General features: G+C 70.9%; 19 protein-coding genes. 7 read left to right on the top strand and 12 right to left on the bottom strand.

The features are described from left to right. Nucleotides 1-2: 2 nt before the first annotated feature. Complete coding sequence (gene purL, locus F8A92_RS00890; protein WP_153502714.1) at nucleotides 3-3,884, bottom strand: phosphoribosylformylglycinamidine synthase; 3,882 nt, start codon at nucleotides 3,882-3,884, stop codon at nucleotides 3-5. A 123-nt stretch (nucleotides 3,885-4,007) separates the two neighbouring features. On the opposite strand from purL, the gene F8A92_RS00885 reads away from it, so the two are divergent. Continuing rightward, the gene (locus F8A92_RS00885; protein ID WP_153502713.1) at nucleotides 4,008-5,111 is read left to right on the top strand and encodes a hypothetical protein; all 1,104 of its coding nucleotides are present in this window, start codon (nucleotides 4,008-4,010) and stop codon (nucleotides 5,109-5,111) included. Between the two features lie 53 nt (nucleotides 5,112-5,164). After that, nucleotides 5,165-6,220, top strand: a complete 1,056-nt coding sequence (locus F8A92_RS00880) for a hypothetical protein (protein ID WP_153502712.1) — start codon at nucleotides 5,165-5,167, stop codon at nucleotides 6,218-6,220. A gap of 109 nt (nucleotides 6,221-6,329) precedes the next feature. On the opposite strand, the gene F8A92_RS00875 is transcribed toward F8A92_RS00880, so the two are convergent. Beyond that, complete coding sequence (locus F8A92_RS00875) at nucleotides 6,330-6,743, bottom strand: hypothetical protein (RefSeq protein ID WP_153502711.1); 414 nt, start codon at nucleotides 6,741-6,743, stop codon at nucleotides 6,330-6,332. Nucleotides 6,744-6,823: 80 nt separating this feature from the next. On the opposite strand from F8A92_RS00875, the gene F8A92_RS00870 reads away from it, so the two are divergent. Together F8A92_RS00870 and F8A92_RS19185 are read left to right on the top strand one after the other, a co-directional pair. Continuing rightward, the gene (locus tag F8A92_RS00870) at nucleotides 6,824-7,639 is read left to right on the top strand and encodes a hypothetical protein (protein ID WP_153502710.1); all 816 of its coding nucleotides are present in this window, start codon (nucleotides 6,824-6,826) and stop codon (nucleotides 7,637-7,639) included. A gap of 144 nt (nucleotides 7,640-7,783) precedes the next feature. Next, nucleotides 7,784-9,388, top strand: a complete 1,605-nt coding sequence (locus tag F8A92_RS19185) for a thiamine pyrophosphate-binding protein (protein WP_153502709.1) — start codon at nucleotides 7,784-7,786, stop codon at nucleotides 9,386-9,388. A gap of 459 nt (nucleotides 9,389-9,847) precedes the next feature. Here the strand turns inward: F8A92_RS19185 and F8A92_RS00860 are convergent, their stop codons facing one another. The 10 genes from F8A92_RS00860 to F8A92_RS00815 all read right to left on the bottom strand — a co-directional run bounded on the left by F8A92_RS00860 (nucleotide 9,848) and on the right by F8A92_RS00815 (nucleotide 19,735). After that, on the bottom strand, nucleotides 9,848-10,855 hold the full coding sequence (locus F8A92_RS00860; RefSeq protein WP_153502708.1) for an ATP-binding cassette domain-containing protein: 1,008 nt from the start codon (nucleotides 10,853-10,855) through the stop codon (nucleotides 9,848-9,850). Further along, on the bottom strand, nucleotides 10,852-11,883 hold the full coding sequence (locus tag F8A92_RS00855; protein WP_153502707.1) for an ABC transporter ATP-binding protein: 1,032 nt from the start codon (nucleotides 11,881-11,883) through the stop codon (nucleotides 10,852-10,854). Before F8A92_RS00855 ends, F8A92_RS00860 begins: the two co-directional genes overlap by 4 nt. Next, on the bottom strand, nucleotides 11,873-12,853 hold the full coding sequence (locus F8A92_RS00850; RefSeq protein WP_153502706.1) for an ABC transporter permease: 981 nt from the start codon (nucleotides 12,851-12,853) through the stop codon (nucleotides 11,873-11,875). Before F8A92_RS00850 ends, F8A92_RS00855 begins: the two co-directional genes overlap by 11 nt. Nucleotides 12,854-12,858: 5 nt before the next feature. Beyond that, nucleotides 12,859-13,803 carry an ABC transporter permease gene (locus F8A92_RS00845; protein WP_153502705.1) on the bottom strand — a complete coding sequence of 315 codons (945 nt, stop codon included), beginning with the start codon at nucleotides 13,801-13,803 and terminating at the stop codon, nucleotides 12,859-12,861. Nucleotides 13,804-14,019: 216 nt separating this feature from the next. Then, nucleotides 14,020-15,192, bottom strand: coding sequence for an acyl-CoA dehydrogenase family protein (locus F8A92_RS00840; protein ID WP_153502704.1), 1,173 nt, complete (start codon nucleotides 15,190-15,192; stop codon nucleotides 14,020-14,022). A 9-nt stretch (nucleotides 15,193-15,201) separates the two neighbouring features. Then, nucleotides 15,202-16,578: an MmgE/PrpD family protein gene (locus F8A92_RS00835; protein WP_153502703.1), complete on the bottom strand. Its 1,377-nt coding sequence runs from the start codon at nucleotides 16,576-16,578 to the stop codon at nucleotides 15,202-15,204. A gap of 33 nt (nucleotides 16,579-16,611) precedes the next feature. Next, the gene (locus F8A92_RS00830) at nucleotides 16,612-17,823 is read right to left on the bottom strand and encodes a CaiB/BaiF CoA transferase family protein (RefSeq protein ID WP_153502702.1); all 1,212 of its coding nucleotides are present in this window, start codon (nucleotides 17,821-17,823) and stop codon (nucleotides 16,612-16,614) included. After that, entirely contained in the window at nucleotides 17,808-18,737 is a 930-nt protein-coding gene (locus tag F8A92_RS00825) for an HpcH/HpaI aldolase/citrate lyase family protein (protein WP_153502701.1), read from the bottom strand. The genes F8A92_RS00830 and F8A92_RS00825 overlap by 16 nt, the downstream gene beginning before the upstream one ends. Further along, on the bottom strand, nucleotides 18,738-19,235 hold the full coding sequence (locus F8A92_RS00820; protein WP_153502700.1) for a MaoC family dehydratase: 498 nt from the start codon (nucleotides 19,233-19,235) through the stop codon (nucleotides 18,738-18,740). Then, nucleotides 19,232-19,735 (bottom strand): MaoC family dehydratase, encoded by a 504-nt coding sequence (locus F8A92_RS00815; RefSeq protein ID WP_228389088.1) that lies wholly within the window; start codon nucleotides 19,733-19,735, stop codon nucleotides 19,232-19,234. Before F8A92_RS00815 ends, F8A92_RS00820 begins: the two co-directional genes overlap by 4 nt. Before the next feature lie 180 nt (nucleotides 19,736-19,915). On the opposite strand from F8A92_RS00815, the gene F8A92_RS00810 reads away from it, so the two are divergent. The 3 genes from F8A92_RS00810 to F8A92_RS00800 all read left to right on the top strand — a co-directional run bounded on the left by F8A92_RS00810 (nucleotide 19,916) and on the right by F8A92_RS00800 (nucleotide 23,082). Beyond that, nucleotides 19,916-20,596, top strand: a complete 681-nt coding sequence (locus F8A92_RS00810) for a TetR/AcrR family transcriptional regulator (RefSeq protein ID WP_153502698.1) — start codon at nucleotides 19,916-19,918, stop codon at nucleotides 20,594-20,596. A 103-nt stretch (nucleotides 20,597-20,699) separates the two neighbouring features. Next, nucleotides 20,700-22,274, top strand: coding sequence for an ABC transporter substrate-binding protein (locus F8A92_RS00805; RefSeq protein WP_153502697.1), 1,575 nt, complete (start codon nucleotides 20,700-20,702; stop codon nucleotides 22,272-22,274). Nucleotides 22,275-22,410: 136 nt separating this feature from the next. Continuing rightward, nucleotides 22,411-23,082 carry a TetR/AcrR family transcriptional regulator gene (locus tag F8A92_RS00800; RefSeq protein WP_153502696.1) on the top strand — a complete coding sequence of 224 codons (672 nt, stop codon included), beginning with the start codon at nucleotides 22,411-22,413 and terminating at the stop codon, nucleotides 23,080-23,082. Nucleotides 23,083-23,206: the final 124 nt, after the last annotated feature.

Raw genomic sequence — 23,206 nt, 5'->3', positions numbered from 1 at the left:
GCCTACCCCAGGTTGGCCCGGGCGTTGCGGAACATTCGCAGCCAGGGACTCTCCTGGGCCGGGGCGCCGGTCGTCCACGACAGCTGGATGTTGCGCTGCACCCGCTCGGGGTGCGGCATCATCGCGGTGAACCGCCCGTCCGGCGTGGTCACCGCGGTGAGCCCCTCGGGCGAGCCGTTCGGGTTGGCCGGGTAGCTCGTCGCCACCGCCCCTCCCGGGTGCACGAAGCGCGCGGCGCGGACGACGTCCGCGACGCTGCCCTGATGGCGGAAGTCGGCCAGGCCCTCGCCGTGCGCGACGGCGATCGGGATCCGGCTGCCGGCCATCCCGGAGAAGAACAGCGACGGCGAGTCGAGCACCTCCACGAGGGAGAGCCGCGCCTCGTACTGCTCGGAGACGTTGCGGGTGAACCGCGGCCACGCCTCGGCACCCGGGATCAGCTCGGCGAGGGCGGCGAACATCTGGCAGCCGTTGCAGATGCCGAGCCCGAAGGTGTCGGTCCGGGCGAAGAACGTGCCGAACGCCTCGGTGAGCCGGTCGTTGAACAGCACCGACCGCGCCCATCCCTCACCCGCGCCCAGCGTGTCGCCGTACGAGAACCCGCCGCAGGCCACGAGGCCGACGGCGTCCGCGAGGTCGAACCGGCCGGACTGCAGGTCGGTCATGTGCACGTCGTACGCGTCGAATCCGGCGCGGTCGAAGGCGAACGCCGTCTCCACGTGCGAGTTGACGCCCTGCTCGCGCAGGATCGCCACCTTCGGCCGGGCACCGAGATCGAGGTACGGCGCCGCGACGTCGTCGGCGGGATCGAACGTGGTGAGCAGCTCGAGCAGCGGCTGCGGCGCCCCGGCGGCCTCGTGCTCGGAGTCCGCGGCGGCGGGGTTGTCGCGCAGCCGGGAGATCCGCCACGATACCTCGTCCCAGGCGCGGTGCAGCTCGCCCAGCGGTGCGTCGATCGCCGGGCGGCCCGCGACGCGGACCCGCACGCGAGCGTCGGCGGCCGGGCGGGCGACCTCGGAGGTGAGGTCGTCGAGACCGTGGGCGGCGAGCACGGCGCGCGCCTCGGCGACCCGCGGCACCTCGATGACCGCGCCGAGCTCCTCTGCGAACAGCGCGGCGACCGTGGGCACGTCGACGTCCAGGCCGGCTCCCGAGGCGAACGCCATCTCGCAGAGCGTCGCCCAGACGCCGCCGTCCGAGCGGTCGTGGTACGCCGTGACGAGGTCCTTCTCGCGCAGCTCGTTGATCGCCGCGACGAGCGCGACCAGCCGGGCCGGGTCGTCGAGGTCGGGCACCGCGCGGCCGAACCGGCCGTCGACCTGGGCGGCGATCGACCCGCCGAGCCGGTCGCGGCCGGCGCCGAGGTCGATCAGCAGCAGGCTCGAGCCGCCGCCGGCGAGCTGCGGCGTCAGCGTGCCGCGCACGTCGGGCAGCGAGGAGAAGGCGGTGACCACCAGCGAGACCGGCGAGGTGACCTGCTTGGGCTGTCCGTCGGCGTCCCACCGGGTGCGCATCGACAGCGAGTCCTTGCCGACCGGTACGCCGATCCCGAGCGCCGGGCAGAGCTCCATCGCGACGGCGTGCACCGTGTCGTAGAGCGCGGCGTCCTCGCCGTCCTCCCCGCACGCGGCCATCCAGTTGCAGGAGAGCTTGGTGCCGGTGAGCGTGAACGGCGCGGCGAGCAGGTTGGTGATCGCCTCGCCGACGGCCATCCGCCCGGACGCGGGCGCGTCCACCGCCGCGAGCGGCATCCGCTCCCCCGTGGCCATGGCCTCGCCGGCGAAGCCGACGTGGTCGGCGAGGGTCACGGCGACGTCGGCGACCGGCACCTGCCAGGGGCCGACCATCTGGTCGCGGTGCGTCAGGCCGCCCACGGTGCGGTCGGCGATGGTCACCAGGAACCGCTTGCTGGCCACCGTGGGGTGCCGCAGCACGGCGAACGCGAGGTCCCGGAGCTGCGCGTCGTCGAGCCCGGCGAGGTCCAGGTCGTCGCCCGCGCGGGCGACCCGCTGCACGTCGCGGGTCATCCGCGGCGGCTTGCCCAGCAGCACCTCCATCGGCATGTCGATCGGGCAGTCGCCGGACGCAGCTTCGTCGGCGTCGTCCGCCACGACCAGCTGCCCGTCATCGGTGGCGCGGCCCACGACGGCGACCGGGCAGCGCTCGCGGCCGGCGAGCGCCCGCAGCAGCTCCAGCGACTCCGGCGCGATCGCCAGGACGTAGCGCTCCTGCGACTCGTTGCACCAGATCTCCTTGGGCGCGAGGCCCGACTCCTCGACGGGCACGGCGCCCAAGTCGAAACGGGCACCGAGGCCCGCGTCGTCCACCAGCTCGGGGAAGGCGTTGGACAGCCCGCCCGCCCCGACATCGTGGATGGCCAGGATCGGGTTGCGCTCGCCCAGCGCCCAGCAGTGGTTGATGACCTCCTGCGCCCGACGCTCGATCTCGGGGTTGCCGCGCTGCACCGAGTCGAAGTCGAGCTCCGCGGCGTTGGCGCCCGACGCCATCGAGGACGCCGCGCCGCCGCCCATCCCGATGCGCATCCCGGGGCCGCCGATCTGCACCAGCAGGGTCCCGGCCGGGAACCGGATCTTCTCGGTCTGCTCGGCGCTGATCGTGCCCAGGCCGCCGGCGCTCATGATCGGCTTGTGGAAGCCGCGGCGTACGCCGTCCACGGTCTGCTCGTAGACGCGGAAGAAGCCGCCCAGGCCGGGGCGGCCGAACTCGTTGTTGAACGCCGCGGCCCCGATCGGCCCCTCGAGCATGATGTCGAGCGGCGAGGCGATGTGCTCGGGAGCGCCGTACGGCGCGCGCTCCCACGGCTCGTCGGTACCCGGCAGGTGCAGGTTGGACACCGCGAAACCGGTGAGGCCGGCCTTCGGCTGCGACCCGCGGCCGGTCGCGCCCTCGTCGCGGATCTCGCCGCCGGCGCCGGTGGCGGCGCCCGGGAACGGGGAGATCGCGGTCGGGTGGTTGTGCGTCTCGACCTTCATCAGCACGTGCACGTCGCCGGTGCGCTCGACGTACCGGCTGGCGGCGTCCGGACGCTCCGGGATGAAGCGGGTGCGGCGGCCGCCGGTCATCACCGACGCGTTGTCCTTGTAGGCGACGATCGTGGACTCGGGATGCTGCTGCTCGGTGTGCCGGATCATGCCGAACAGGGAGCGCGGCTGGGCGTCGCCGTCGATGACGAAGTCGGCGTTGAAGATCTTGTGCCGGCAGTGCTCGGAGTTCGCCTGCGCGAACATCATCAGCTCGACGTCGGTGGGGTTGCGCCGCAGCCCGGTGAACGCGTCCACGAGGTAGTCGATCTCGTCGTCGGACAGCGCCAGGCCGTACGCGCGGTCCGCCTGCTCGAGCGCCGTCCGGCCGCCTTCGAGGACGTCGACGCGCTCCATCGGCGCCGCCTGCCGCTCGGCGAACAGCTCCTTGGCGTCGTCGACCGAGGACAGCACGATCTCGGTCATCCGGTCGTGCAGCAGGGCCGCGCAGGCGGCGTACTGCGCGACGCCGAGGTCGGCGTCCACGAACACCTCCACGACCCGCTCGATGCGGTGCACGTCGAGGCCGCAGTTGTGCGCGATGTCGGTGGCCTTCGACGCCCACGGCGAGATCGAGCCGAGCCGCGGCGCGACGACGAAGGAGGTGCCGCGCGCTCCGGCGGGATCGAACGGCTCGCCGTAGGTCAGCAGGCGGGTGACCTTCTCGGCCGTCGCGGCATCGAGCTCCCGCTCGCTGGCGACGAGGTGCACGTGCCGGGCGCGCACCTCTCCGACGTCGGGCACCACGGCGCGCAGCCGCTCGGCGAGCCCCCGCAGCCGAAACGGCGACAGCGCCTCTCCGGACGGGACGACGGTCAGCACGTACGGGTGGGAGGGGTCCATGCAGTGAGCTCCGATGCGCGGGGTGAGGCCTCCAGAGTATCGAGCCGGTGGCGCTAGCATCAGCGGCGTACACCTCATCTCGACCATGGGACGCCCGCAGGTCGACCCGATCCGGAGCGCACCGTGGCCCATCCCGATCCGCTGAACGGCTACCCGGGGCCTGCCGCGCCCCCGTCCCCGCCGGATGCGTCGCGGCGTCCGGCGCAGCGAGGCTGGCTGCGCGAGTATCGCTGGTGGGTCGCCGGCCTGGGCGCGATGGTCCTCGCGCTGGTCACCGCCATCGTCCTCGCCGTCACCCGCCCGTTCGGTCCGGGCAGCGACTGGAGCGTGTTCGCGCCGGCGCCGGCAGCCACGGGAGCGACGCTGAGCGCGGCGGACCTCCAGAAGGTCCTCGACGGCGTCGCCGGCCGGCTGCCCGCCGGCGCGTCGATCGAGACCTTCGACTACGACTCCGACGGCCTCGGCTACGTCACGGGCTGCTCGGCCGACGAGGAGTCGCTCGAGCTCGAGCTCTACGACCTCGAGGTCGACCTCGTCGAGCCGATGGCCGACTACTGCCCGGGCCTGATCACGCTCGAGCAGATCGACGCCGCGGCGGTCGCCGACGCGGTGCAGCAGGCCGGCGCGGGCTCGGGGTGGTACATCGACGTCATGGTCGGCTACGTCGACTACTGGGCTCCCGGCGGCCCCGAGGAGCCGCTGATCGGCGTGTCCGTCGACGGCGATGGGCCGATGCTGTTCGAGCTCGACGGGACACCGGTCGACGGCGGCGGCTCCTGGCCCGCCCCGGGCCCCATGTCGCCGCCCTCGGCGTTCGACGCCGCCGAGGCGGGCGACGCGATCGCGGCCGTGGTCACCGCGGGCGAGCTCGCGACCGCGAGCTCGATCTGCATCGACACCCTCGCCGGCGAGTACGTCGTCATCGGACAGCGCGCCGACGATCCGGCGACGTCCACCGAGTGGCACTCCGACTACGCGGTGTGGGAGGGCTCCAGCTGGCCGACCGCCGGTCCGGCGCCGGTCGCGGTGCAGACGCTGGACGTCGCAGCCGCCATCGACCTGCTTCCGCAGGTCACCGCTCAGCAGCAGCACAACTTCCCCATCTCCTCGATCTGCGCCGCGGTCGCCGGCTCGGCTGGCTACGAGGTCACGTATTCCGGTCTCACCGGCTACGACCTGCATGCGGTCGTCACCGACTCCGCCGGGGCCGTGCTGCGCCAGAGCTGACGGAGCCGCCGACACCCGTGACGGGTGGTTTCACCGGGTCTACATTCACGATCATGGGAGCGCGCGCCGACGACATCGTCGCGGTCGACCCCGCCGAGGAACCGGCGCGGCGCCGGGGCCGGACGATCGGGTTGGTCGCAGGCGTGTGCGCCGTCCTGCTGGCGATCGCGGTCACCGGCAACGCGCTGCGCTCGCACGGCGGCACCGATGGCAGGCTGACGCCGGCCGCCGACTACTTCACCGCACCGCAGATCGACGCGCTGTCGACCGCGCCGATCGGGCATCAGAGCGGGCGGCCGCTGCACTACCTGCGGCTGGCCAACGACGGCTCGGTCGGGTTCGGCATCTGCGCGGGCGAGCACCAGCTCCTCCACTTCGTCGTCCAGGGCCGTTCGGTCGAGCGCGCCAAGCTGACCGACGAACCGTGCATCGGCGGCTTCGAGGTCACCGACGCCGTGAAGTCGGTCATCGCTCAGCGCGCTGCGACCGCCGGCGCGGGGCGGGTCGAGGTGACCGTCGACAGCCACAACCGCCTGAGCCCGCTGATCGAGGTGACGCGGGCGTCGGTGACGGTCGCGTACGGCATCGACGGCGTGGAGGTCGGGCCGACCCGCACCGACGTCACCGATCCGGCCCTGCGTGCGGCCGCCCTGCAACGGATCCTCGCCGTCGCGTCCCTCGCGAGCGTCCAGTCGGTGTGCGCGTGGATCGACCGCGGCACGATGTCGGTGACCGGCACCGGTTCCGGGGTCGCCTCCTCCGGCGGGCAGGTCTGGGAGTACGTCGGCACACCGGTGCTGCAGGCGACGGCCGGCCCGATAGCCGGGCAGCTTCCCGCCGGCGAACGCGACCTGACGCCGTACCTGCCACCGCCGCCCGCGGCGGCCGCGGCGCTGGGCAGCGCGGCCGTGACCGGCGTCTGCCGCAGCAGCGCCCGCGTGGGCACGGCCGGCGCGCCGCAGGGCCCCGAGACCGCCGTCACGCAGCCGGTCGTCGACTACTTCACGCAGCCGGCCGCAGAACCGGCGTCACCAGGGGATCCCCGCGCGTCGTACGGCACCCCGGCCGCCACCATCAGCCCGGACGGGACGCTGCTCCCGCGGCAGTGACCCGCGCGCGCCGCCGGTGGCGGTCACCGGCAAAGCGGGGTTCGGAGGGCGAAGCGGGAAACTTTCCCCGCTTCGACCGGCGAAGCCCGTTCCGTCGGCGGGTGTCCGGCTACGCGCCGGGCTCGGTCGGAGCGGCGCCGGTCGATCCGGCGTGCCGCAGCTGCTCGCCGGAGTCTGCGACGGCGTCCTGGGCCCGCTTCGCCTCGTCGATCCGGCGGTCGACGTCGTCCATCCGCTGCTCCTGCTCACGATGCTGGCGCGCGGCGTCGTCCTCCTGCGCCGCCGCGGTGCCGGGTCCGGTCGCGGGGGCCGTGGTGCCGGGTCCGGTCGCCGCCTGGTGCTCCGGGGCGTCGGAGTGCTGCTTCTCGCGCGCCTCGTCCTCCTCGACCAGCGCCTCGCCGTGCTCGGCGTGCGCGTGGCCGCTGGCCTGCATGGCCGAGTTGCCGAACGCGCCGCCGAGGGTCTCCTCGATCCGACCGACGACCTCTTCGACCTTGTGCTTCGCTTCTCCGAAGAACCCCATCGCCCTCACCCTTCGCGCCGGGACGCCGACGGCATCCTGGCCACTATCCTGCCACTGTCACCGACGATCGGATGCATCTCATGAGCACCCCGGCCCGGGCCTGGCGACCGGCGCCCGTAGCGCAGCGGGCGGCTCGCGCCGTCCTGCGCGATCGCCGCCTGCTGGGCGCCGTGCTGCTCGGCGTAGCGGCCGGCGGGGCCGCCTTCGCCACGCTCGCGATCGTGCGCGCCGTCCCGCCCGACCGGGCTCCGGCGCCGACGACGGGATGGGGGATCGCGTCCGCGGTCGCGCTCGCCGTCGGCGGCGGCTTGTGGCTGCTCGCGGATACCCGGCTGTCCCGGCGTGCGGGGTTCGGCGGCGCGGGAGCGGGACTGGCGCTCACGCTGCTGGCGACCCTCGTGCTGCATCCGGGCCAATGGCGCAGCATCGCCGGGCACCCCGACAACTCCCCGTCGCGGTTCTACGCGACCCACGCGGTCGACGGCCTGCTCGACCGCCTGGCGTCGTACGCCGCCGATCGCACCGTCCTGGGGCTGTATCTGTCGAACCACTACGAGTCGTCGGTCATCGTCCCGCTCGCGGGCGGGCCGGCGGGCAGCACCGGCGGGGAGATCATCTCGGTGCTGGCGGACGGCAGCAAGCAGACCGTGCAGACGAAGCTCTCCCCCGGGGTGGCGGCGGCGGACGGCGTGAACCTCGATGCCGTCCGGCCGCGCGTCGTCGCCGCGGTGGTCCAGCAGGTCAGCCGGCAGCAGCGGCTCGGAGACCGCGACGAGGTCCGGGTGCAGATCCAGAACCGCGGCGGCGCCACGCGGCTCGAGGTGCTACCGCGCAGGGCCGGGGTCGATCAGCCATGGCGGTACTTCGACCTGGACGGCGAGCCGATACCCCGATGACGCACGGGCGCCGCGACTGCCGGACAGGCCGTCGCCGGTGCCATGTCCTCCGGGCGCCGGCTGGGGTAATGTCCAGCCCAGATTTGGAGTGATCGCTACATAACCCGATCACCCGTGACCACCACGTCGACAAGGGGATGAGCGATGGAGCTGCACGAGCTGGTAGCGGACTTTCTGGGCGCGCAGGGCTCGCCCGTGTTCGGCCTCATGGGCGACGCCAACATGCTGTACCTGGCCACCTACCAGGACAAGGGCCACCGCTACCTGCCGGTGTCCTTCGAGGGCAGCTCGGTGGGTGCCGCCGACGCGTACTTCCGGCTCACCGGGCGGGCCGGTCTGGCCTCCGTGACGCACGGTCCCGCGTTGACCAACACGATGACCTCACTGGTCGAGGCGGTACGGGCCCGCAGCAGCCTGGTCCTGCTCACCGGCGAGGTGCCGTTGGAGTCCACCCACTTCCAGCGCGTCGACATCGCGGCCGTCGCGGCGGCGGCCGGCGCCGGCTTCGAGACCATCTATCGCCCGGCCACGGCCCTGCGCGACATGACCCGGGCGATGCAGCGGGCCGTCGCGGAACGGCGTCCGGTCATCCTCGACGTGCCGTTCGCGATGCTTCGCGTGACGGTCCCGGATCCGGCACGCATCCCGCTGGCGGTCAAGGCGACTCCGGCGCGGCCGGACGACGACCAGCTCGAGGCCGCGGTGGGCGCCATCGTCGCCGCGCGGCGTCCCGTCGTCCTGGCCGGCCGCGGCGCGGTGGACGCCGGCGCCCGGGACGCTCTCATCGCCCTCGCGGACCGGCTCGGCGCGCCACTGGCCACGACGCTGCAGGCCAAGGGGTACTTCCGCGGACATCTCCGCAACGTCGGTATCCACGGCACGCTGTCGCACTCGGTGGCCTCCGGCGCGATCGGCGAAGCGGACTGCATCATCGCCTTCGGGGCCAGCCTGAACGTCTACACGACCGACGGCGGCGCGCTCACGAAGGACACGACCGTCGTCCACGTCGACGAGGACCCCGGCCGGTTCGGCCGGTTCACGCACGTCGACGCGCCGGTGGTGGCCGACGCCCGGCTGGCCGCCGAGGCGATGCTTGCGCTGCTGGTCGAGGCCGATCACACCGGTGGACAGCAGTGGGGCGAGCAGATCGCCGCGCAGGTCGCCGCGTGGAAGCCCGAGGACGAGTTCCAGGACCGCTCCGGCACCGACACGATCGATCCGCGCACCGCGATCGTGCGGCTGAACCGGCTGCTGCCCGAGGACCGCGTCGTGGTCAACGACATCGGGCGCTTCGTCGTCGCGGCGTGGCCGTACCTGGAGGTGCCCGAGCCCCAGGACTTCGTCAACATGGGCGCGTTCGGCTCGATCGGTCTCGGCCTGGGCGCCACCATGGGGGCGATCGGCGCGCACCCGGACCGGCTGATCGTGACGGTCGTCGGTGACGGCGGCTTCATGATGAACCCGACCGAGCTGGCCAGCGCGGTGCGCCAGCGGGCGAAGCTGCTGCTGGTGATCATGAACGACGGTGCGTACGGAGCGGAGTACTACAAGCTCGAGGACTACGGCGTCAACCCGGACTACTCGCTCAACCACTACCCCGACCTGGCCGGCGTGTGCGAGGCGCTCGGGGCGCGGGTCGCGCGGGTGCAGTCGGTGGACGACCTGGAGAAGGTCGCGGCGCTGCTCGACGAGGAGGGCCCGATCGCGGTCGACATCCGCCTCGACCCGGCCATGAACACTGCCCACTAGCCCCCGGGTGCGCCGAAGCGCACCGCAGGGGTACGCCGTCACGACCGTGCGAGGCATGCCAACGGTCGTCGAGCGAGCGAAGAACGAGCGACGTCGAGACGCCGCGGGCCGACAGTGCACCGCACCACGTCTCGACGTCGCCTCCGCCTAGCGGCTCCGGCTCGCTCGACGACCGTGGGTCGCGCCGTCGACGACCGTGGGTCGCGCCGTCGACGACCGTGGGTGGCGCCGTCGACGACCGTGGGTCGCGCCGTCGACGACCGTGGGTCGCGCCGTCGACGACCGTGGGTGGCGCCGTCGACGACCGTGGGTCGCGCCGTCGACGACCGTGGGTCGCGCCGTCGACGACCGTGGGTGGCGCCGTCGACGACCGTGGGTGGCGCCGTCGACGACCGTGGGTACGTCGCGGGCCTGCTCGATGCGCGGGTCGTCGACGACCGTAGGTACGTCGCGGGCCTGCTAGATGCGCGGGTCGTCGACCACGGTGTCGGCGGGATCGATCTCGCCGTCGTCGAGCGCCTCGCCGGGACGGCGACCCTCCTCGATCGCGTTGACGGCGGTCGGATCGAGGATCTCGTCGACCCGGACGCCCTCGCGCTCGAGCAGCAGCCGGCGGTCCTCGCGGACCTTGAAGCTGACCTCGGGGACGGCGGCGAGCAGCCGCCGCGTGTAGCCGCGGTGTGGACGCTCGAAGATCGCGTCGGCGTCACCGCTCTCGACGATCTCGCCGAGGTACATGACGGCGATCCGGTCGGCGACCTGGCGGACGACGCCGAGGTCGTGGGTGATGAACAGGAACGACAGGTGCCGTTCGGCCTGGATGTCCTTGAGCAGGTTGAGGATCTGCGCCTGCGTCGAGACGTCGAGCGCGGAGACGGCCTCGTCCGCGATGATGATCTCGGGCTCGGCGGCGAGCGCCCGCGCGATCGCAATGCGCTGTCGCTGGCCGCCGGAGAACTCGTGCGGGTAGCGGTGCAGCGCCGTGGACGGCAGCCCGACCAGGTCGAGCAGCTCCAGCACCCGCTTGTCGAGCTGCTTCCCGCGCACACCTTCGTGAATGATCAGCGGCTCACCGATGTTGAACACGACCATCTTCATCGGGTTCAGTGACGCGAACGGGTCCTGGAAGATCATCTGCAGATGGCGGCGCCTGCTGCGCAGATCCTTCTTGGACAGCGCCGTCCACTCCTGGCCGAGGACGGTGACCTTGCCGGCGTCGGGCGTCTCGAGGCCGGTGATGAGCTTGGCGGTCGAGGACTTGCCGGAGCCCGACTCGCCCACCAGTGCCAGCGTCTCACCGGCGTGCAGCTGCAGCGAGACGTTGTTGACCGCGTGCACGTGCGACTGCGGCCGGCCGAGGAAGTTGCGCCGCGTGACGAACTTCTTGTCCAGCCCCTCGACGTCGAGCACCAGCTCGCCGCGTTCGGGTGCCGTGCGGGTGGGCTCGGCTTGGGTCTGGGTGGTCATTCGACACCTTCCAGATTGAGCTCGTCGGCGCGGACGCAGCGCACGGAGCGTCCGCGCTCGCTGACGGCGAGGGGAACCGGAGCGAGGCACTTCTCCTCGGTGAAGCGGCATCGCGGCGCGAACCGGCAACCGGGCGGCATCTCGTGCAGCAGCGGCACCTTGCCCGCGATGGACGGCAGCTTGTCGAGCCGTTCGCGAGTGGAGGGCACCGAGGCCAGAAGGCCCGAGGTGTACGGGTGCTGCGGCGCCGCGATGACCTCCCGCGTGGTGCCGGACTCGATCACCTGGCCGGCGTACATGACGACGAGGTTGTCGGTGTACTCGCTGATGACCCCCATGTCGTGGGTGACCAGCAGCACCGCCATGCCCTCCTTCGCCAGCTGCTGCAGCAACCGCATGATCTGCGCCTGCACGGTGACGTCCAGCGCCGTGGTCGGCTCGTCGGCGATCAGCACCTGCGGCTCGCAGCTGACCGCCATGGCGATCAGCACGCGCTGCAGCTGGCCGCCGGACATCTGGAAGGGGTAGGCGTTGAAGCGCTGCTCGGGGTGCGGGATGCCGACCTTCTCGAACAGCTCGATGGTGCGGCGCTTCGCCTCGGCCTTGCCGACGCCGGTGTGCCCCCGGATCACCTCGCTGATGCTCCAGCCGACGGTGAACATCGGATCGAGGCTGGTCATCGGCTCCTGGAAGACCATCGAGATGGCGTTGCCGCGGGTGGCCCGCAGGGCCTTGCCGCGCAGCGCGAGCAGGTCGGTCTCGCCGAGCAGCGCGCGGCCGGCCTCGACCTTGAGGACCTTCGGCTCGAGCAGCTGCATGATCGACAGCGCGGTCACGGTCTTGCCGGAGCCGGACTCGCCGGCGAGCCCGGTGATCTTGCCCGGGTACAGCTGCAGCGACACGTCCTCGATGACGTCGAGGCGTCCCTGGTCGGTCGCGGCCGAGACCCGCAGGCCCTCGATCTTGAGGCTGGACGCCTCGCCGGTCCTGGTGGCCGTCGCGGTGCGGCCCGGTGCGCTACTTGGCATTGCGGATCTCCTTGCCCAGCGAGTCGCGCATGCCGTCGCCGAGGAACTGCAGCGCGAGGATCAGGACGGTGATGGCCAGTCCCGGCGGCAGCGACTGGAACGGCAGCTCGTTGATGCTCTCGAACGACCGTCGCAGCACCACGCCCCAGGACGCCTCGGGCGGCTGCACGCCGATGCCGAAGAACGACAGGCCGGCCTCCACGAGCACGCCGTAGCCCAGCATGACCGTGCACTGCACGATCAGCGACGGCGCGACGTTCGGCAGGATGTGGGTGCGGATGACGCGTAACGGCGAGGCGCCGATCGTCTTCGCCGCGTCGACGTACATCGAGGTGCGGACCGCCATCGTCTCGCCGCGCAGCACGCGGAAGAAGCGTGGCGCGAACAGGATGCCGACCGCGATCATCGCGTTCACCGTCGACTGGCCGCGCACCGCGACGATCGCCATGGCGAGGATGATGCCCGGGATCGCGAACAGCGCATCGGCGACGCGGGAGGACAGCCAGTCGATCCAGCCGCCGAAGTAGCCGGCCAGGAGGCCGAACGGGACGCCGATGACCAGGCCGACGACGACCGCGATCACCGGTGCGAGCAGCGTGATGGCGGTGCCGTCGATCATCCGGCTGAGGACGTCGCGGCCCAGGTCGTCGGTGCCGAACGGGTGCGCGTTGTGCGGCGGGAGGTTCTTGTCCAGCAGCGACTGGTCGGTCGGGTCGTACGGCATCAGCAGGTCGGAGAAGATCGCGACCAGGATGAAGAAGACCAGCACGGCCAACGAGAGCATCGCGAGCTTCTGGCGCACGAGACGCCTGACGAAGCGCTTGAGCGGGCTGCCGGTCGAAGCGCTGCCGATTCCCTCCGCGGCCGCGATGCGCGCGTCCGAGTCGGCGATCGCCGTCCGGGCGGCCCCGTCGGCGGCCTCGTCGGCGGGCGCCTGGGGCACCGCCTGCTTGGTCGAGTTCTCAGCCATCTCGCTCACCGCTTCCGGAGCTTGGGGTTGATCCACGCATAGGACATGTCGACCACCAGGTTGGTCACGATCACGATCGAGGCCACCAGGATCACCACGCCCTGGATCGCCGGGATGTCCTGGGACTGCACCGAGGTGAGCGCCAGGTCGCCGATGCCCGGCATCGCGAACAGCAGCTCGACGACGACCGCGGCGCCGAGCAGCCGCTCGACCTGCAGGCCGGTCACGGTGGCGACCGGCACGCCGGCGTTGCGCAGCACGTGGCGCAGCGTGACCGACCGCGACTTCACGCCCATGGCGCGGTTGGTCCGGATGAAGTCCTGACCGACGACCGTGACCACGGACGATCGCGCCTGCCGGGCGATGTCGGCCGCGGACGTCGCGGCCACCGCCAGGCCCGGCAGGATCATCGAGTAGATCCAGCCGCCGAATCCTTGCGAGATCGGTGTGTAGCCGGTCGCGTTGAACCAGCCCAGCTTGATCGCGAAGATCGAGATCATCACCATCGCCAGCCAGAACGCCGGCACCGAGATGCCCAGGGTGGTCAGCCCGGTCACCAGCCGGTCGGTGAGGCTGCCCGGGCGCATCCCGGCGATCAGCCCGGCCGGGATCCCGATCAGGATCGCGAAGAACATGCCCACGACGATGATGGAGAAGGTGACCCCGATGCGGTGCGTGAGCAGCTCGCCGACCGGCACCCCGTAGTGGAACGAGCGCCCCAGGTCGCCACCGATCGCCGAGGCGCCCCAGTCGAAGAACTGGATGAAGAACGGGCGGTCCAGGCCCATCTCGTGGCGGACGGCGGCGATCTGCGCCGCCGAGGCGCCGTCGCCGGCCATGGTGGCCGCCGGGTCTCCGGGCATGAGGTACACCAGCCCGAAGGTGATGCACGCGACGATCACGATGATCGGGATCGCCACCAACAACCGCCTGACGGCATACCCGATCATCGGCACTTCACCCGAATCTCATACATCCAGTAACCTTCCGGTTGAGCAGTCAGCCGGCGATCAAGCCGGCGTCCCGGTTCACAGGGAACGAGTTGGCATGACGGACGTCACTGCGAACCACGACACACAGACTATGTACTGAGCGCTCACTTAATAGCGAGGGGCCGTTACCGCTTCGTTACTAATGGCCCCGGCGGGACGGCAGAAAAGTCCCGCTCAGCGGCCCAGGGCGGCGTCCGAGATGATGCGCTGCTGGATCTCGCTGGTGCCCTCGAAGATCTTGGTCAGCCGCGCGTCGCGCCAGTACCGCTCCACGGCGAAGTCCGTCGTGTAGCCGGCGCCGGCGTGGATCTGCAGTCCCTCGCTGGTGACCCGCTCGGACATCTCGGAGGCGAACAGCTTGACCATCGAGGCCTGGGTGCTGGCCCGCTCGCCACGGTCGATCTGCCGGCAGACGGCGTACATCATCTGCCGGGCCACTTCGATCTGGGTGGCCATGTCGGCGATCTTGAACCGGATCGCCTGGAACTTCTCGATGGGGTCGCCGAAGACGATGCGCGTCTTGGCGTAGTCGATGGAGTCCTCGAGGGCGCCGCGGGCCAGGCCGATGGAGCGCGCCGCCGTGTGCGCGCGGGCGGTGTCGAGGAAGGACATGGCCATCCGGAAGCCCTTGCCCTCCTGCCCCATCAACGCGTCGGCCGGCAATGCGAAGTTGTCGAACGACAGCTCCCAGGTGTTCCAGCCGCGGTAGCCGATCTTGCGGACCTTGGTGCCGCTGATCCCGTCGGGGAAGGTGCCGCGTTGCTTGGGCACGAAGAACGTCGAGACGCCCTCGTGGCGGCGCCTGGGGTCGGACGGCGGCGCGGTGCGCGCGAAGACGGTGAGGAAGTCGGCGCCGTCGGCGAACGTGCACCACATCTTGGTCCCGTTGATGACCCAGCCGTCGTCCGTCCGTGTGGCCCGGCACGAGATGTTCGCGACGTCCGAGCCGGCCTCCGGCTCGGACAGCGCCGTCGCGTTAAGGAACTCGCCCCGGACCATCATCGGCAGGTACTTCTTGCGCTGGTCCTCCGAGAGCCCGTGCATCAGCGAGTTGCCGCGGGCCAGGATGCTGGCGACGCTCATCCAGCCGCGCGCCAGCTCCTCGGCGACGATGCAGTACTCCATCGCGCCGAGGCCGAGGCCGCCGTACTCCTCGGGCACCATGATCCCGAAGAAGCCGACCTCGGCCATCTTCTCCCGCAGGCTCATCGGGATCTGGCCCTCGATCGGGTCCAGCTCGTTGGCGACCGGCAGCACCTCGCGCATGGTGAACTCGCGCGCCAGGAGCTGGAGCGCGCGCTGGTCGTCGGTGAGGCCTCCGGCCACGAAGTCGTCGTTGGGCAGCATGCGGTCCTCTTATCTGGTGACGGTGGTGGGTGCGTGCAGTGCGTCGCCGGCCGCGGCGAGCGCCGCGGTCAGGCCGGTGAGCGTCGGTGACCGGTCGATGCCGGCCACCGCGGCGACGAGCCGGTCGACGACGCCGGACGGCAGCAACGGTGCGGTCAGCCTGCGGAACTTCGTCTCGAGGCGGTTCCACTGGGCCGCGAGCTCGCCGGCGGGCGCCGGGATGGCCATGTTGACCGCGGAACGAAGCGTCCGGCCGTCGGCCAGCTGGACGGTGACGTCGGTGGTGCTGAAGTCGCGCTCAGCGTCCTCGATGACGCGGACCCGCGTGGCGAGGTCCTGGACCGCGGTGTCCGCCAGCGATTCGGGGCGGAAGTCGGCCTCGCCGGCGCTGCCGCGCAGCCACGCCAGCGCGCTGGTGAAGGCCAGGCTGAACTTGCCCTGCAGCTCGGTGCGCGCGTCGGTCTGGTCGCACATGCCGATGTGCCTCGGGGACACCCCGAGCCGGATCTCCCGGACGTCGGCGCCGTGGGCCTCGGTGCGCAGCGCCAGGAGCGATTCGATGCTGGAGTGCGTGCCGTAGCAGGAGGCGTGGTACTTGAACAGCATGTCGGTGGTGCGCCACGGCCGACCCGGCGCGTCGACCTCCTCGCGCACGGTCGGGTCGGGGGTGACGCGGTGCGTGCTCAGGTAGCCCTGCGTGCCTCCGAGCCCGGGCTGTGGCCCCGTGGCACCCGCCCGTGCGAGCAGCGCGGCCAGCAAGCCCTCAGCGGCCGCGTGGCCGACCTGCAGCGACTTGCCCCACGACCCGAAGGCCGCCTTCAGCCCCGCCGAGGAGAGCGACGCGAGCCCGAGGGCGGTTTGCGTCTCGGACCCGTCCAGCTCGAGCAGCATCGCAGCCGCCGCCGCGGCGCCGAACACTCCCAGCGTGGCCGTCGAATGGAAACCGGCCTCGTAGTGCCGCGCGCCGACCAGGTCCGACACCCTCGCCTCGGTCTCGATGCCGCCGATGAAGGCACGCAGCAGCGCGTCACCGGTGCTGCCGGTGTCCTCGGCGAGCGCGAGCGCCACCGGCAGCACCGGGACGGTCGGGTGCCCGAACGAGGCGAGGACGTCGTCGAAGTCCAGGACGTGCCCGGCGGTGCCGTTGAGGCGCGCGGCGAGCAGCGGCGTCGTGCGGCCGCCGCCCACAAGAGTCGATCCGCCAGGCGCTGCCTCTGGGCGCAGCACGGAGCGCAGCCCGCGCACCGGCTCGCTCGAGGCGGCCGCGATGGTGACGCCGAGCCAGTCCAGCACGCTCGAGCGGGCGACCGTCCGGACGTCGTCCGGGATGGGGCCGCTGCGGTACTCCGGCAGGGCGCTCGCCAGTAGTTCGGTCTGATCAGCCATGCGCGTACGGCACCTTTCGGTCGGTGGGCGGGGTCAGTCCTGCTCGGGCGGCCGCGTCCAGGCCGCGAGCACGTCGTCGTAGTCGTGCTCGCCGAGCAGTGGGCCGCGGTCGGTGATCCGCGCCGGCGTCCCGCTGAACTTCAGCGGAACCCCCGCGACGGTGACGGGCGTCGCGGAGCCCGGCTGGGGGACGTCGACGAGCATCTCCCGCGCGGCGACGTGCGGATCGGCGTAGATGTCGTTCATGTGGTTCACCGGCCCCACGGGCACCCGGCCGCCCAGCTCGGCGACGATCTCTGCGGTGGTGTGCCCGGCGACCCACGCCGTGACGACGGGCGCGACCTCGTCGCGGTGCACCACGCGATCGATGTTCGCGGCGTACCGCGGGTCCTCCGCGAGGTCCGGACGCTGCATCGCGTCGCACAGGATCGCCCAATGGTGCGGGGCCTGCGCGGCCATCGCGATCCAGCCGTCGGACGTCTGGAAGATGTCGAAGGGGAACAGCAGCGGGTGCGAGTTGCCGATCGGCTGGGCGACGGCGTCCAGGTAGGAGTACTGGTACACCGCCCTCTCGCACAGCGCGAGGACGGCGTCGTACATGGCGATGTCGACGAACTGGCCCTCGCCGGTGCGTTCGGCATGCCGCAGGGCGGCGAGCACGCCGAGCGCGAGGAGGGTGCCGGGGAAGATGTCACCGACGCCGGGACCGGACTTGACCGGCTGGCCGTCCGCCGTGCCCGTGATGCCGAGGAAGCCGCCCATCGCCTGCGCGACGACGTCGAAGGCCGGCCAGTCGGTGTACGGGCTGCGCCCGGACCGCGGATCGCCGAACCCGCGCAGCGTCCCGTAGACGAGCGCCGGGTTGACCTCGTGCAGCACCTCGTAGCCGAGCCCGAGGCGGTCCATGACGCCGGCGGAGTAGTTCTCCAGCAGGATGTCGGCGTGGCGGACGAGCTCGAGGAACTGCTCCTTCGTCCGCGCGTCGCGCAGGTTCATCACCAGGCTGCGCTTGCCGCGGTTGACGGACTGGAAGTAGCCGGCCAACGCTTCGTCGGAGTCGCCTGCGCGGTGCGGGCCGCTGTGCCGGGTGACGTCGCCGGTCGGCGGCTCGATCTTGACCACGTCGGCCCCGAGGTCGGCCAGGATCATCGACCCGTACGGGCCGGCGAGCATCGCGGTCAGGTCGAGCACCCGCACCCCGCGCAACGGCCCGGTGGACGGCCGGCCGGTCACTCCAGGCCGCATAGCTCCGCCTGCTCGAGCACGGCCTCGAAGATCCGCGCCGTGGCGGCGTCGATCATCACGCCGTTGAGGTTCGCCGCGCCGTTGCCGGCCGCCTCCGCCTCACGCACCGCCTGCACGACGGCCTTCGCGTTGTCGATCTCGCCGCGGGTCGGCGCGTAGACCTCGTTGGCGATCTCGATCTGGCTCGGATGGATGGCCCACTTGCCCACCGCGCCGAGCGTCGCGGACTGCGCGGCCTGCACGCGGTAGCCGTCGGGGTCCTTGATGCCCCCGAACGGGCCGTCGATCGCGTCGATGCCGTTGGCGCGGGCGGCCACGATCATCCGGTTGCGGGCGTAGTGCCACATGTCGCCGGGATAGCTGAACGCGCCGCCCTGCCCTCCGCCGATGTGCCCGGCGCGGATGCCCTGGGAGGCCGAGAGGTCGCCGACGCCGAGGATCAGCGCTTCCAGACGCGGGCTGCAGGCGGCGATCTCCTCGACGCAGGACAGCGCCTCGGTCTCCTCGATCAGCAGCTCGAGGCCGATACGGCCGACCTCCAGGTCGTGCGCGATCTCCACCTGGGTCAGCAGGTCGTCGACGAACCAGACGTCGCGCGGCGACTTGACCTTGGGCACGATGATCACGTCGACGTACTGCCCGGCCGCTCCGACCACGTCGATCACGTCGCCGTGGCACCACTGCGTGTGCACGCCGTTGATCCGGTAGGCGCGCGTCTTCGAGCCCCAGTCCTGAGTGCTAAGCCCGGCGATGATGTTGGCGCGCGACGGGATCTTCTCGGACGGTGCGACGGCGTCCTCCAGGTCCAGGAACACCAGGTCGGCGGCGCTCTGCGCGGCCTTCGCGATCATCTTCGGGCTGCTTCCCGGGGTCGACAGCTCGCTACGGCGGAGCCGGTGCGGACGAGTGCTCATCTAGTTGACGCCTTTCCAGTGGGTGCTGCGCTTGATCAGAGCGGTCCGCTCGCCGGAGAACACCATCACGCCGTCCTGACGCACCCCGTAGTGCCGGAACGTGACGATGCCGGCGTCCGGCCGGTCGGCGTCCCGCACGTCGACGACCTCGGAGTACGCGGTGATGGTGTCCATGTGGACCACGGGGGCGGTGAAGCGGAGGTTGTCGTAGCGCAGCTCCGCCAGCGCGTGCTCCATCGTGTCGAAGCCCGACAGCCCCAGCACGAGCGACGCGGTGGCGAGCCCGAAGACCAGCCGCCCCTCGGCCAGCCCGTTGGCATTGTGCTCGTTCCAATGCGAGTCCGCGGTGTTCAGGACCTGCTTGGCGATCCCCGAGCCCTCGAGCTCGTCGACGGTCGATGCCCGGCTGTGCCGCAGCTTCTGCCCGACGGTGAAGTCCTCGAACCAGCCGAAGGCACCGAGAAGCCGCGAGCCGCTGGTGTTCGTCGTCGCGGTCATGCCGGCACCTCTCCCGGCTCGCCCTTGCGCACCAGGTTGGTGCGCCGGTAGGTCAGCACCACCTCCCCGGTCTCGTCGGTCACGGTGGTCCGCCAGGTGACGATGCCGGCCGAGGGACGGCTCTGCGATTCGCGCGTCTCCTCCACGACGGACTCCGCGGTGATCGTGACGCCCGGATAGACCGGTCGCACGAACTCGACGTCGTTCACGCCCAGGAACGGGCCGCCACCCTCGCTGAGATCCTCCACCGACAGGCCCACCGCCGTACACAGCAGCAGGGCGGGGTTCACCGGGACGTCGGGGTGTCCGTCCGCCTTCGCGTACTCGCGATTGACGTACAGCGGACGCCACGCGCAGGTACTGGTGCTGAACTGCATGGTGTCGGCGGCGGTGAGCGTGCGTCCCCAGTGGTGCACGAACCGCTGCCCCGGGTGGAAGGACTCGAAGCGGTTCTCGTGCGGAACGAGCTCGAACTCGCTGAAGTCGGGTTGGCCGGCCACATCCACCTCCATTGGTAGGTAGCCAACAACCTACTCCGCCTTAAGCGTCGGGCCGGTTCCGTTATTCGTTCGTTACCGATCTTTTCTGCCGCGGTGGCGGACGGCGGCCCAAAATGTAGTGAACACTTACTACAGAGCATCGCGCCGCGTGCGCGTGCACCGGAACGTCGAGGGGGAACCATGACTCAGGAGCCCGCCCGCCGCGGTCGGCCACCCGAGGCGTCCACCGGCGAGACCCGCAAGCGAATCCTGCACGAGGCGACGAAGCTGTTCGCTCGCCAAGGGTTCCACGGCACGAGTGTCTCAGAGATCGGCAAGGCGGCGGGTGTGCAATCGGGCGCCTTGTACTACCACATCAAGTCCAAGGACGAACTACTGTGGCAGATCCTCATCTCGTACATCGACGACATGCACGAGAGCACGACACGCACCGTGGCCGCGCACAGCGACCCAGCCGAGCGGGTGCGGGCGATGATCCACAACCACATCACCCAGATCATCCGGTATCGCCGCCAGGTGACCATCGAGCTGCGCGATCGCGCGGCGCTCTCCAAGCCGCACCAGGATCAGCTGCAGGTCAGCCGCGACGAGGTGCAGCGGCTGTGGCAGGAGGCCATCGAGGACGGCGTGCGCGCCGGCGTCTTCCGCTCGGACGACCGCGTGATCACGAACGCCCTGCTCAGCATGGTCAGCCTGGTCTCCCAGTGGTTCCGAGCGCGGGGCGAGCACTCCAGCGACGAGGTCGCGGAGATCCTCGCGGACCTCATCCTCGGCGGTCTGCGCACCGACTCGACCCCGGGCGATCCGGCGGCCGCAGCGCCGCCCGCTGGGGCGGAGGGGCGCGCGCTCACGGGGAATTGACACCCCTGATAGCCATTTATATATTTGAGCGACCGATACATTTTCCGGTCGCCGGACGGACCCTCGTCGCGACCCGGAACCCTCCGTGCAGAGACGAGGCACCATGCGTAGCCGACTTAAGTTCACCGCGGCCCTGTTCGCGACCAGCCTGCTGGTGGCCGGATGCGGTGACGCCCCGGCCAAGAAGACCAAGGCCACCGACCAGTACGCCACCGGCGTCGAGCTCGCCAAGGACTACGACCCGAACGGTCACTTCAGCTACGCGTACACGGCGTTCGCGTCGAGCTGGGATCCCGTCGACAGCATCAACGGGGCCGACATCGCGTTCTGGCGGCCGGTCTACGACACGCTGCTCTCGCAGACTCCGGACGGTGACATCGAGCCGCAGCTCGCCACCTCCTTCAAGGCCGCCGACGACCTGAGCTCTCTGACGCTCACGCTGCGTGAGGGCCTGACGTTCGCGGACGGCACGCCGTTCGACGCCAACGCCGTGAAGTTCAACCTGGACCGGTACCGCGCCAAGGAGAGCAAGATCGCCGGCGAGGTCTACCAGATCACCAGTATCGACGTCGTCGACCCGCGCACGGTCAAGATCAACGTCAGCGGAGGCCTCGGCCCGCTGTCCGTCGCGCTCGCCGCCCGCGCCGGCGTCATGGTCTCGCCGACGGCCGCGCAGGCCGGCACGCTGAAGACCGCACCGGTCGGCATCGGCGGCTACCGGGTGACCTCCCAGGTGCCCGGCGACCAGGTGAACTACGAGAAGGTCGCCAACTACTGGGACCCCGATGCGCAGAAGGTCGCGACCCTTACCTACAAGCTGATCAGTGACGACCAGACCCGTTACAACGCGCTCGCCGCAGGCGAGCTGGACGCCGCGCAGATCAACCCGGACCAGCTGGACGACGCCGAGAAGGCCGGCCTCAAGGTCATCGCCAAGCCGAGCGCGATCTTCCTGTACGTCGCGCTCAACACCCAGACGCCGGGGCTGGGCGATCCCGAGGTCCGCAAGGCGCTCAACATGGCAATCGACCGCAAGGCGATCGCCGAGGGCATGTACGACGGGCACTGCACCCCGCAGATCCAGCCGTTCTCGGTGGACAGCCCCGGGTACAGCAAGAAGGTCGGCGACGGTCTGGACGACTTCCCGTACGACCCCGAGGCCGCCAAGAAGATACTCAAGGACAAGGGGATCAAGGACCTCGAGCTGGTGAACGCGACCCCGAACGTCACCATCTACACCAAGTTCGCCGAGGTCGTGCAGAGCCAGTTCGAGGACATCGGCATCAAGGTGTCGGTCAAGCCGCTCCCGCCGGCGCAGATGGTCCAGGAGTTCTCGCTGGACAAGTCGGCACAGATCGTCAGCTCGGTCTTCACCGGCCTCAACGATCCGGACGCGCTGAATGGCCGCTACCTGGCGCCGAAGGCGCTGTTCAACCCCGGAGGCGCCGACAACCCAGAGATCCTGAAGTACGCCACGGAGGGGGCGTCCTTCCTCGATCCCGCGAAGCGCAACGCGGCGTACGAGAAGATGATGGATGCGTGGGTCAAGACGCCGCCGCACATCATCCCGGTGTGCATGATCCATCTGTCGACCGCCATGCAGAAGGACGTCTCGAACATCTACCACAAGTCCAGCGGCAGCCCCGACCTGCGCGGCGTCGCCGTCGGCAAGGACTGACGCCAGACGCACCACCCGCGCCGGCGCGGGGCCACTTCGGTGGTCCCGCGCCGGCGCGCTCGTTCGCTAGTACGAATGCCAGAATTAGCGCAGCCGGAGCCGGCGGACCGACCACGCACCGCCCGTTGGAGGGGTCATGAAGCTGCACGACGATGGGGCGAGCCCGCGGGAGGTGCCGCCCGCCGGCGGCGCGCCCGCGACCAAGCAGGCGCGCTCCGCCCTGTCGACCCGCAAGCTCCTGGACGCCGCCGCCGAGCTGATCTCCGAGGTCGGACTGACGAACACCACCCTCGCGATGATCGGAGAGCGCGCCGGCTACAGCCACGGCCTGGTGACCCGCCGGTTCGGCTCCAAGGAGGGTCTCCTGCTGGCGCTGGTCGATCGCATGACGATCGGCTGGTTCGAGACCTACGTGAACCCGGCGATCGACGAGGCCGACGGGCTCGAGGGGCTGCGGATCAGGGTCGCCACGGTCCGCGACGGCTGGAAGATCTCGACCCGGCGCATGCGGGCGCTGTACTCCCTGATGTTCGAGGCGGCGATCCAGCCGCTACCGAGCCTGACCGAGCAGATGCAAGAGCTGAACCGCATCGCGCTGAGCAGCACGGAGGAGGCGACGGCGCGCGGCGTGCGGGACGGCTCGATCCGGTCGGACGTCGACCCGAAGACGGTGGCCCGGCAGCTGACGGCGCAGTTCCGTGGCGTGGCCTACCTGGCCATGCTGCTGCCGGACGAGTTCGACGTGTTCGAGGCGTTCGCCGACATCGAGGCCTACGTGGACTCACTCGCCGGCGCCAGCACGCGCTGACCAACCGAGACAACCGACTTGCGGCGTACTTCGGTACCAAAACGCCGGGCGGATTCACGCGGTCGTCGCAACGCCTGTTGTTTTTGGCGGCGTTGAGAGTACCTCGTTGAGGACTTCGGCTGGT

It is taken from the genome of Cumulibacter manganitolerans, assembly GCF_009602465.1.
Lineage (GTDB): Bacteria > Actinomycetota > Actinomycetes > Mycobacteriales > Antricoccaceae > Cumulibacter > Cumulibacter manganitolerans.
This window is presented reverse-complemented; position numbering and strand designations above follow the sequence as displayed.

What these genes read in the sequence shown, in the direction of transcription:
- purL (WP_153502714.1), bottom strand. Translation starts at nt 3,884, where the DNA reads ATGGACCCCTCCCACCCGTACGTGCTGACCGTCGTCCCGTCCGGAGAG.
- F8A92_RS00880 (WP_153502712.1), top strand. Translation starts at nt 5,165, where the DNA reads ATGGGAGCGCGCGCCGACGACATCGTCGCGGTCGACCCCGCCGAGGAA.
- F8A92_RS00875 (WP_153502711.1), bottom strand. Translation starts at nt 6,743, where the DNA reads ATGGGGTTCTTCGGAGAAGCGAAGCACAAGGTCGAAGAGGTCGTCGGT.
- F8A92_RS00870 (WP_153502710.1), top strand. Translation starts at nt 6,824, where the DNA reads ATGAGCACCCCGGCCCGGGCCTGGCGACCGGCGCCCGTAGCGCAGCGG.
- F8A92_RS19185 (WP_153502709.1), top strand. Translation starts at nt 7,784, where the DNA reads ATGGAGCTGCACGAGCTGGTAGCGGACTTTCTGGGCGCGCAGGGCTCG.
- F8A92_RS00860 (WP_153502708.1), bottom strand. Translation starts at nt 10,855, where the DNA reads ATGACCACCCAGACCCAAGCCGAGCCCACCCGCACGGCACCCGAACGC.
- F8A92_RS00855 (WP_153502707.1), bottom strand. Translation starts at nt 11,883, where the DNA reads ATGCCAAGTAGCGCACCGGGCCGCACCGCGACGGCCACCAGGACCGGC.
- F8A92_RS00850 (WP_153502706.1), bottom strand. Translation starts at nt 12,853, where the DNA reads ATGGCTGAGAACTCGACCAAGCAGGCGGTGCCCCAGGCGCCCGCCGAC.
- F8A92_RS00845 (WP_153502705.1), bottom strand. Translation starts at nt 13,803, where the DNA reads ATGATCGGGTATGCCGTCAGGCGGTTGTTGGTGGCGATCCCGATCATC.
- F8A92_RS00840 (WP_153502704.1), bottom strand. Translation starts at nt 15,192, where the DNA reads ATGCTGCCCAACGACGACTTCGTGGCCGGAGGCCTCACCGACGACCAG.
- F8A92_RS00835 (WP_153502703.1), bottom strand. Translation starts at nt 16,578, where the DNA reads ATGGCTGATCAGACCGAACTACTGGCGAGCGCCCTGCCGGAGTACCGC.
- F8A92_RS00830 (WP_153502702.1), bottom strand. Translation starts at nt 17,823, where the DNA reads ATGCGGCCTGGAGTGACCGGCCGGCCGTCCACCGGGCCGTTGCGCGGG.
- F8A92_RS00825 (WP_153502701.1), bottom strand. Translation starts at nt 18,737, where the DNA reads ATGAGCACTCGTCCGCACCGGCTCCGCCGTAGCGAGCTGTCGACCCCG.
- F8A92_RS00820 (WP_153502700.1), bottom strand. Translation starts at nt 19,235, where the DNA reads ATGACCGCGACGACGAACACCAGCGGCTCGCGGCTTCTCGGTGCCTTC.
- F8A92_RS00810 (WP_153502698.1), top strand. Translation starts at nt 19,916, where the DNA reads ATGACTCAGGAGCCCGCCCGCCGCGGTCGGCCACCCGAGGCGTCCACC.
- F8A92_RS00805 (WP_153502697.1), top strand. Translation starts at nt 20,700, where the DNA reads ATGCGTAGCCGACTTAAGTTCACCGCGGCCCTGTTCGCGACCAGCCTG.
- F8A92_RS00800 (WP_153502696.1), top strand. Translation starts at nt 22,411, where the DNA reads ATGAAGCTGCACGACGATGGGGCGAGCCCGCGGGAGGTGCCGCCCGCC.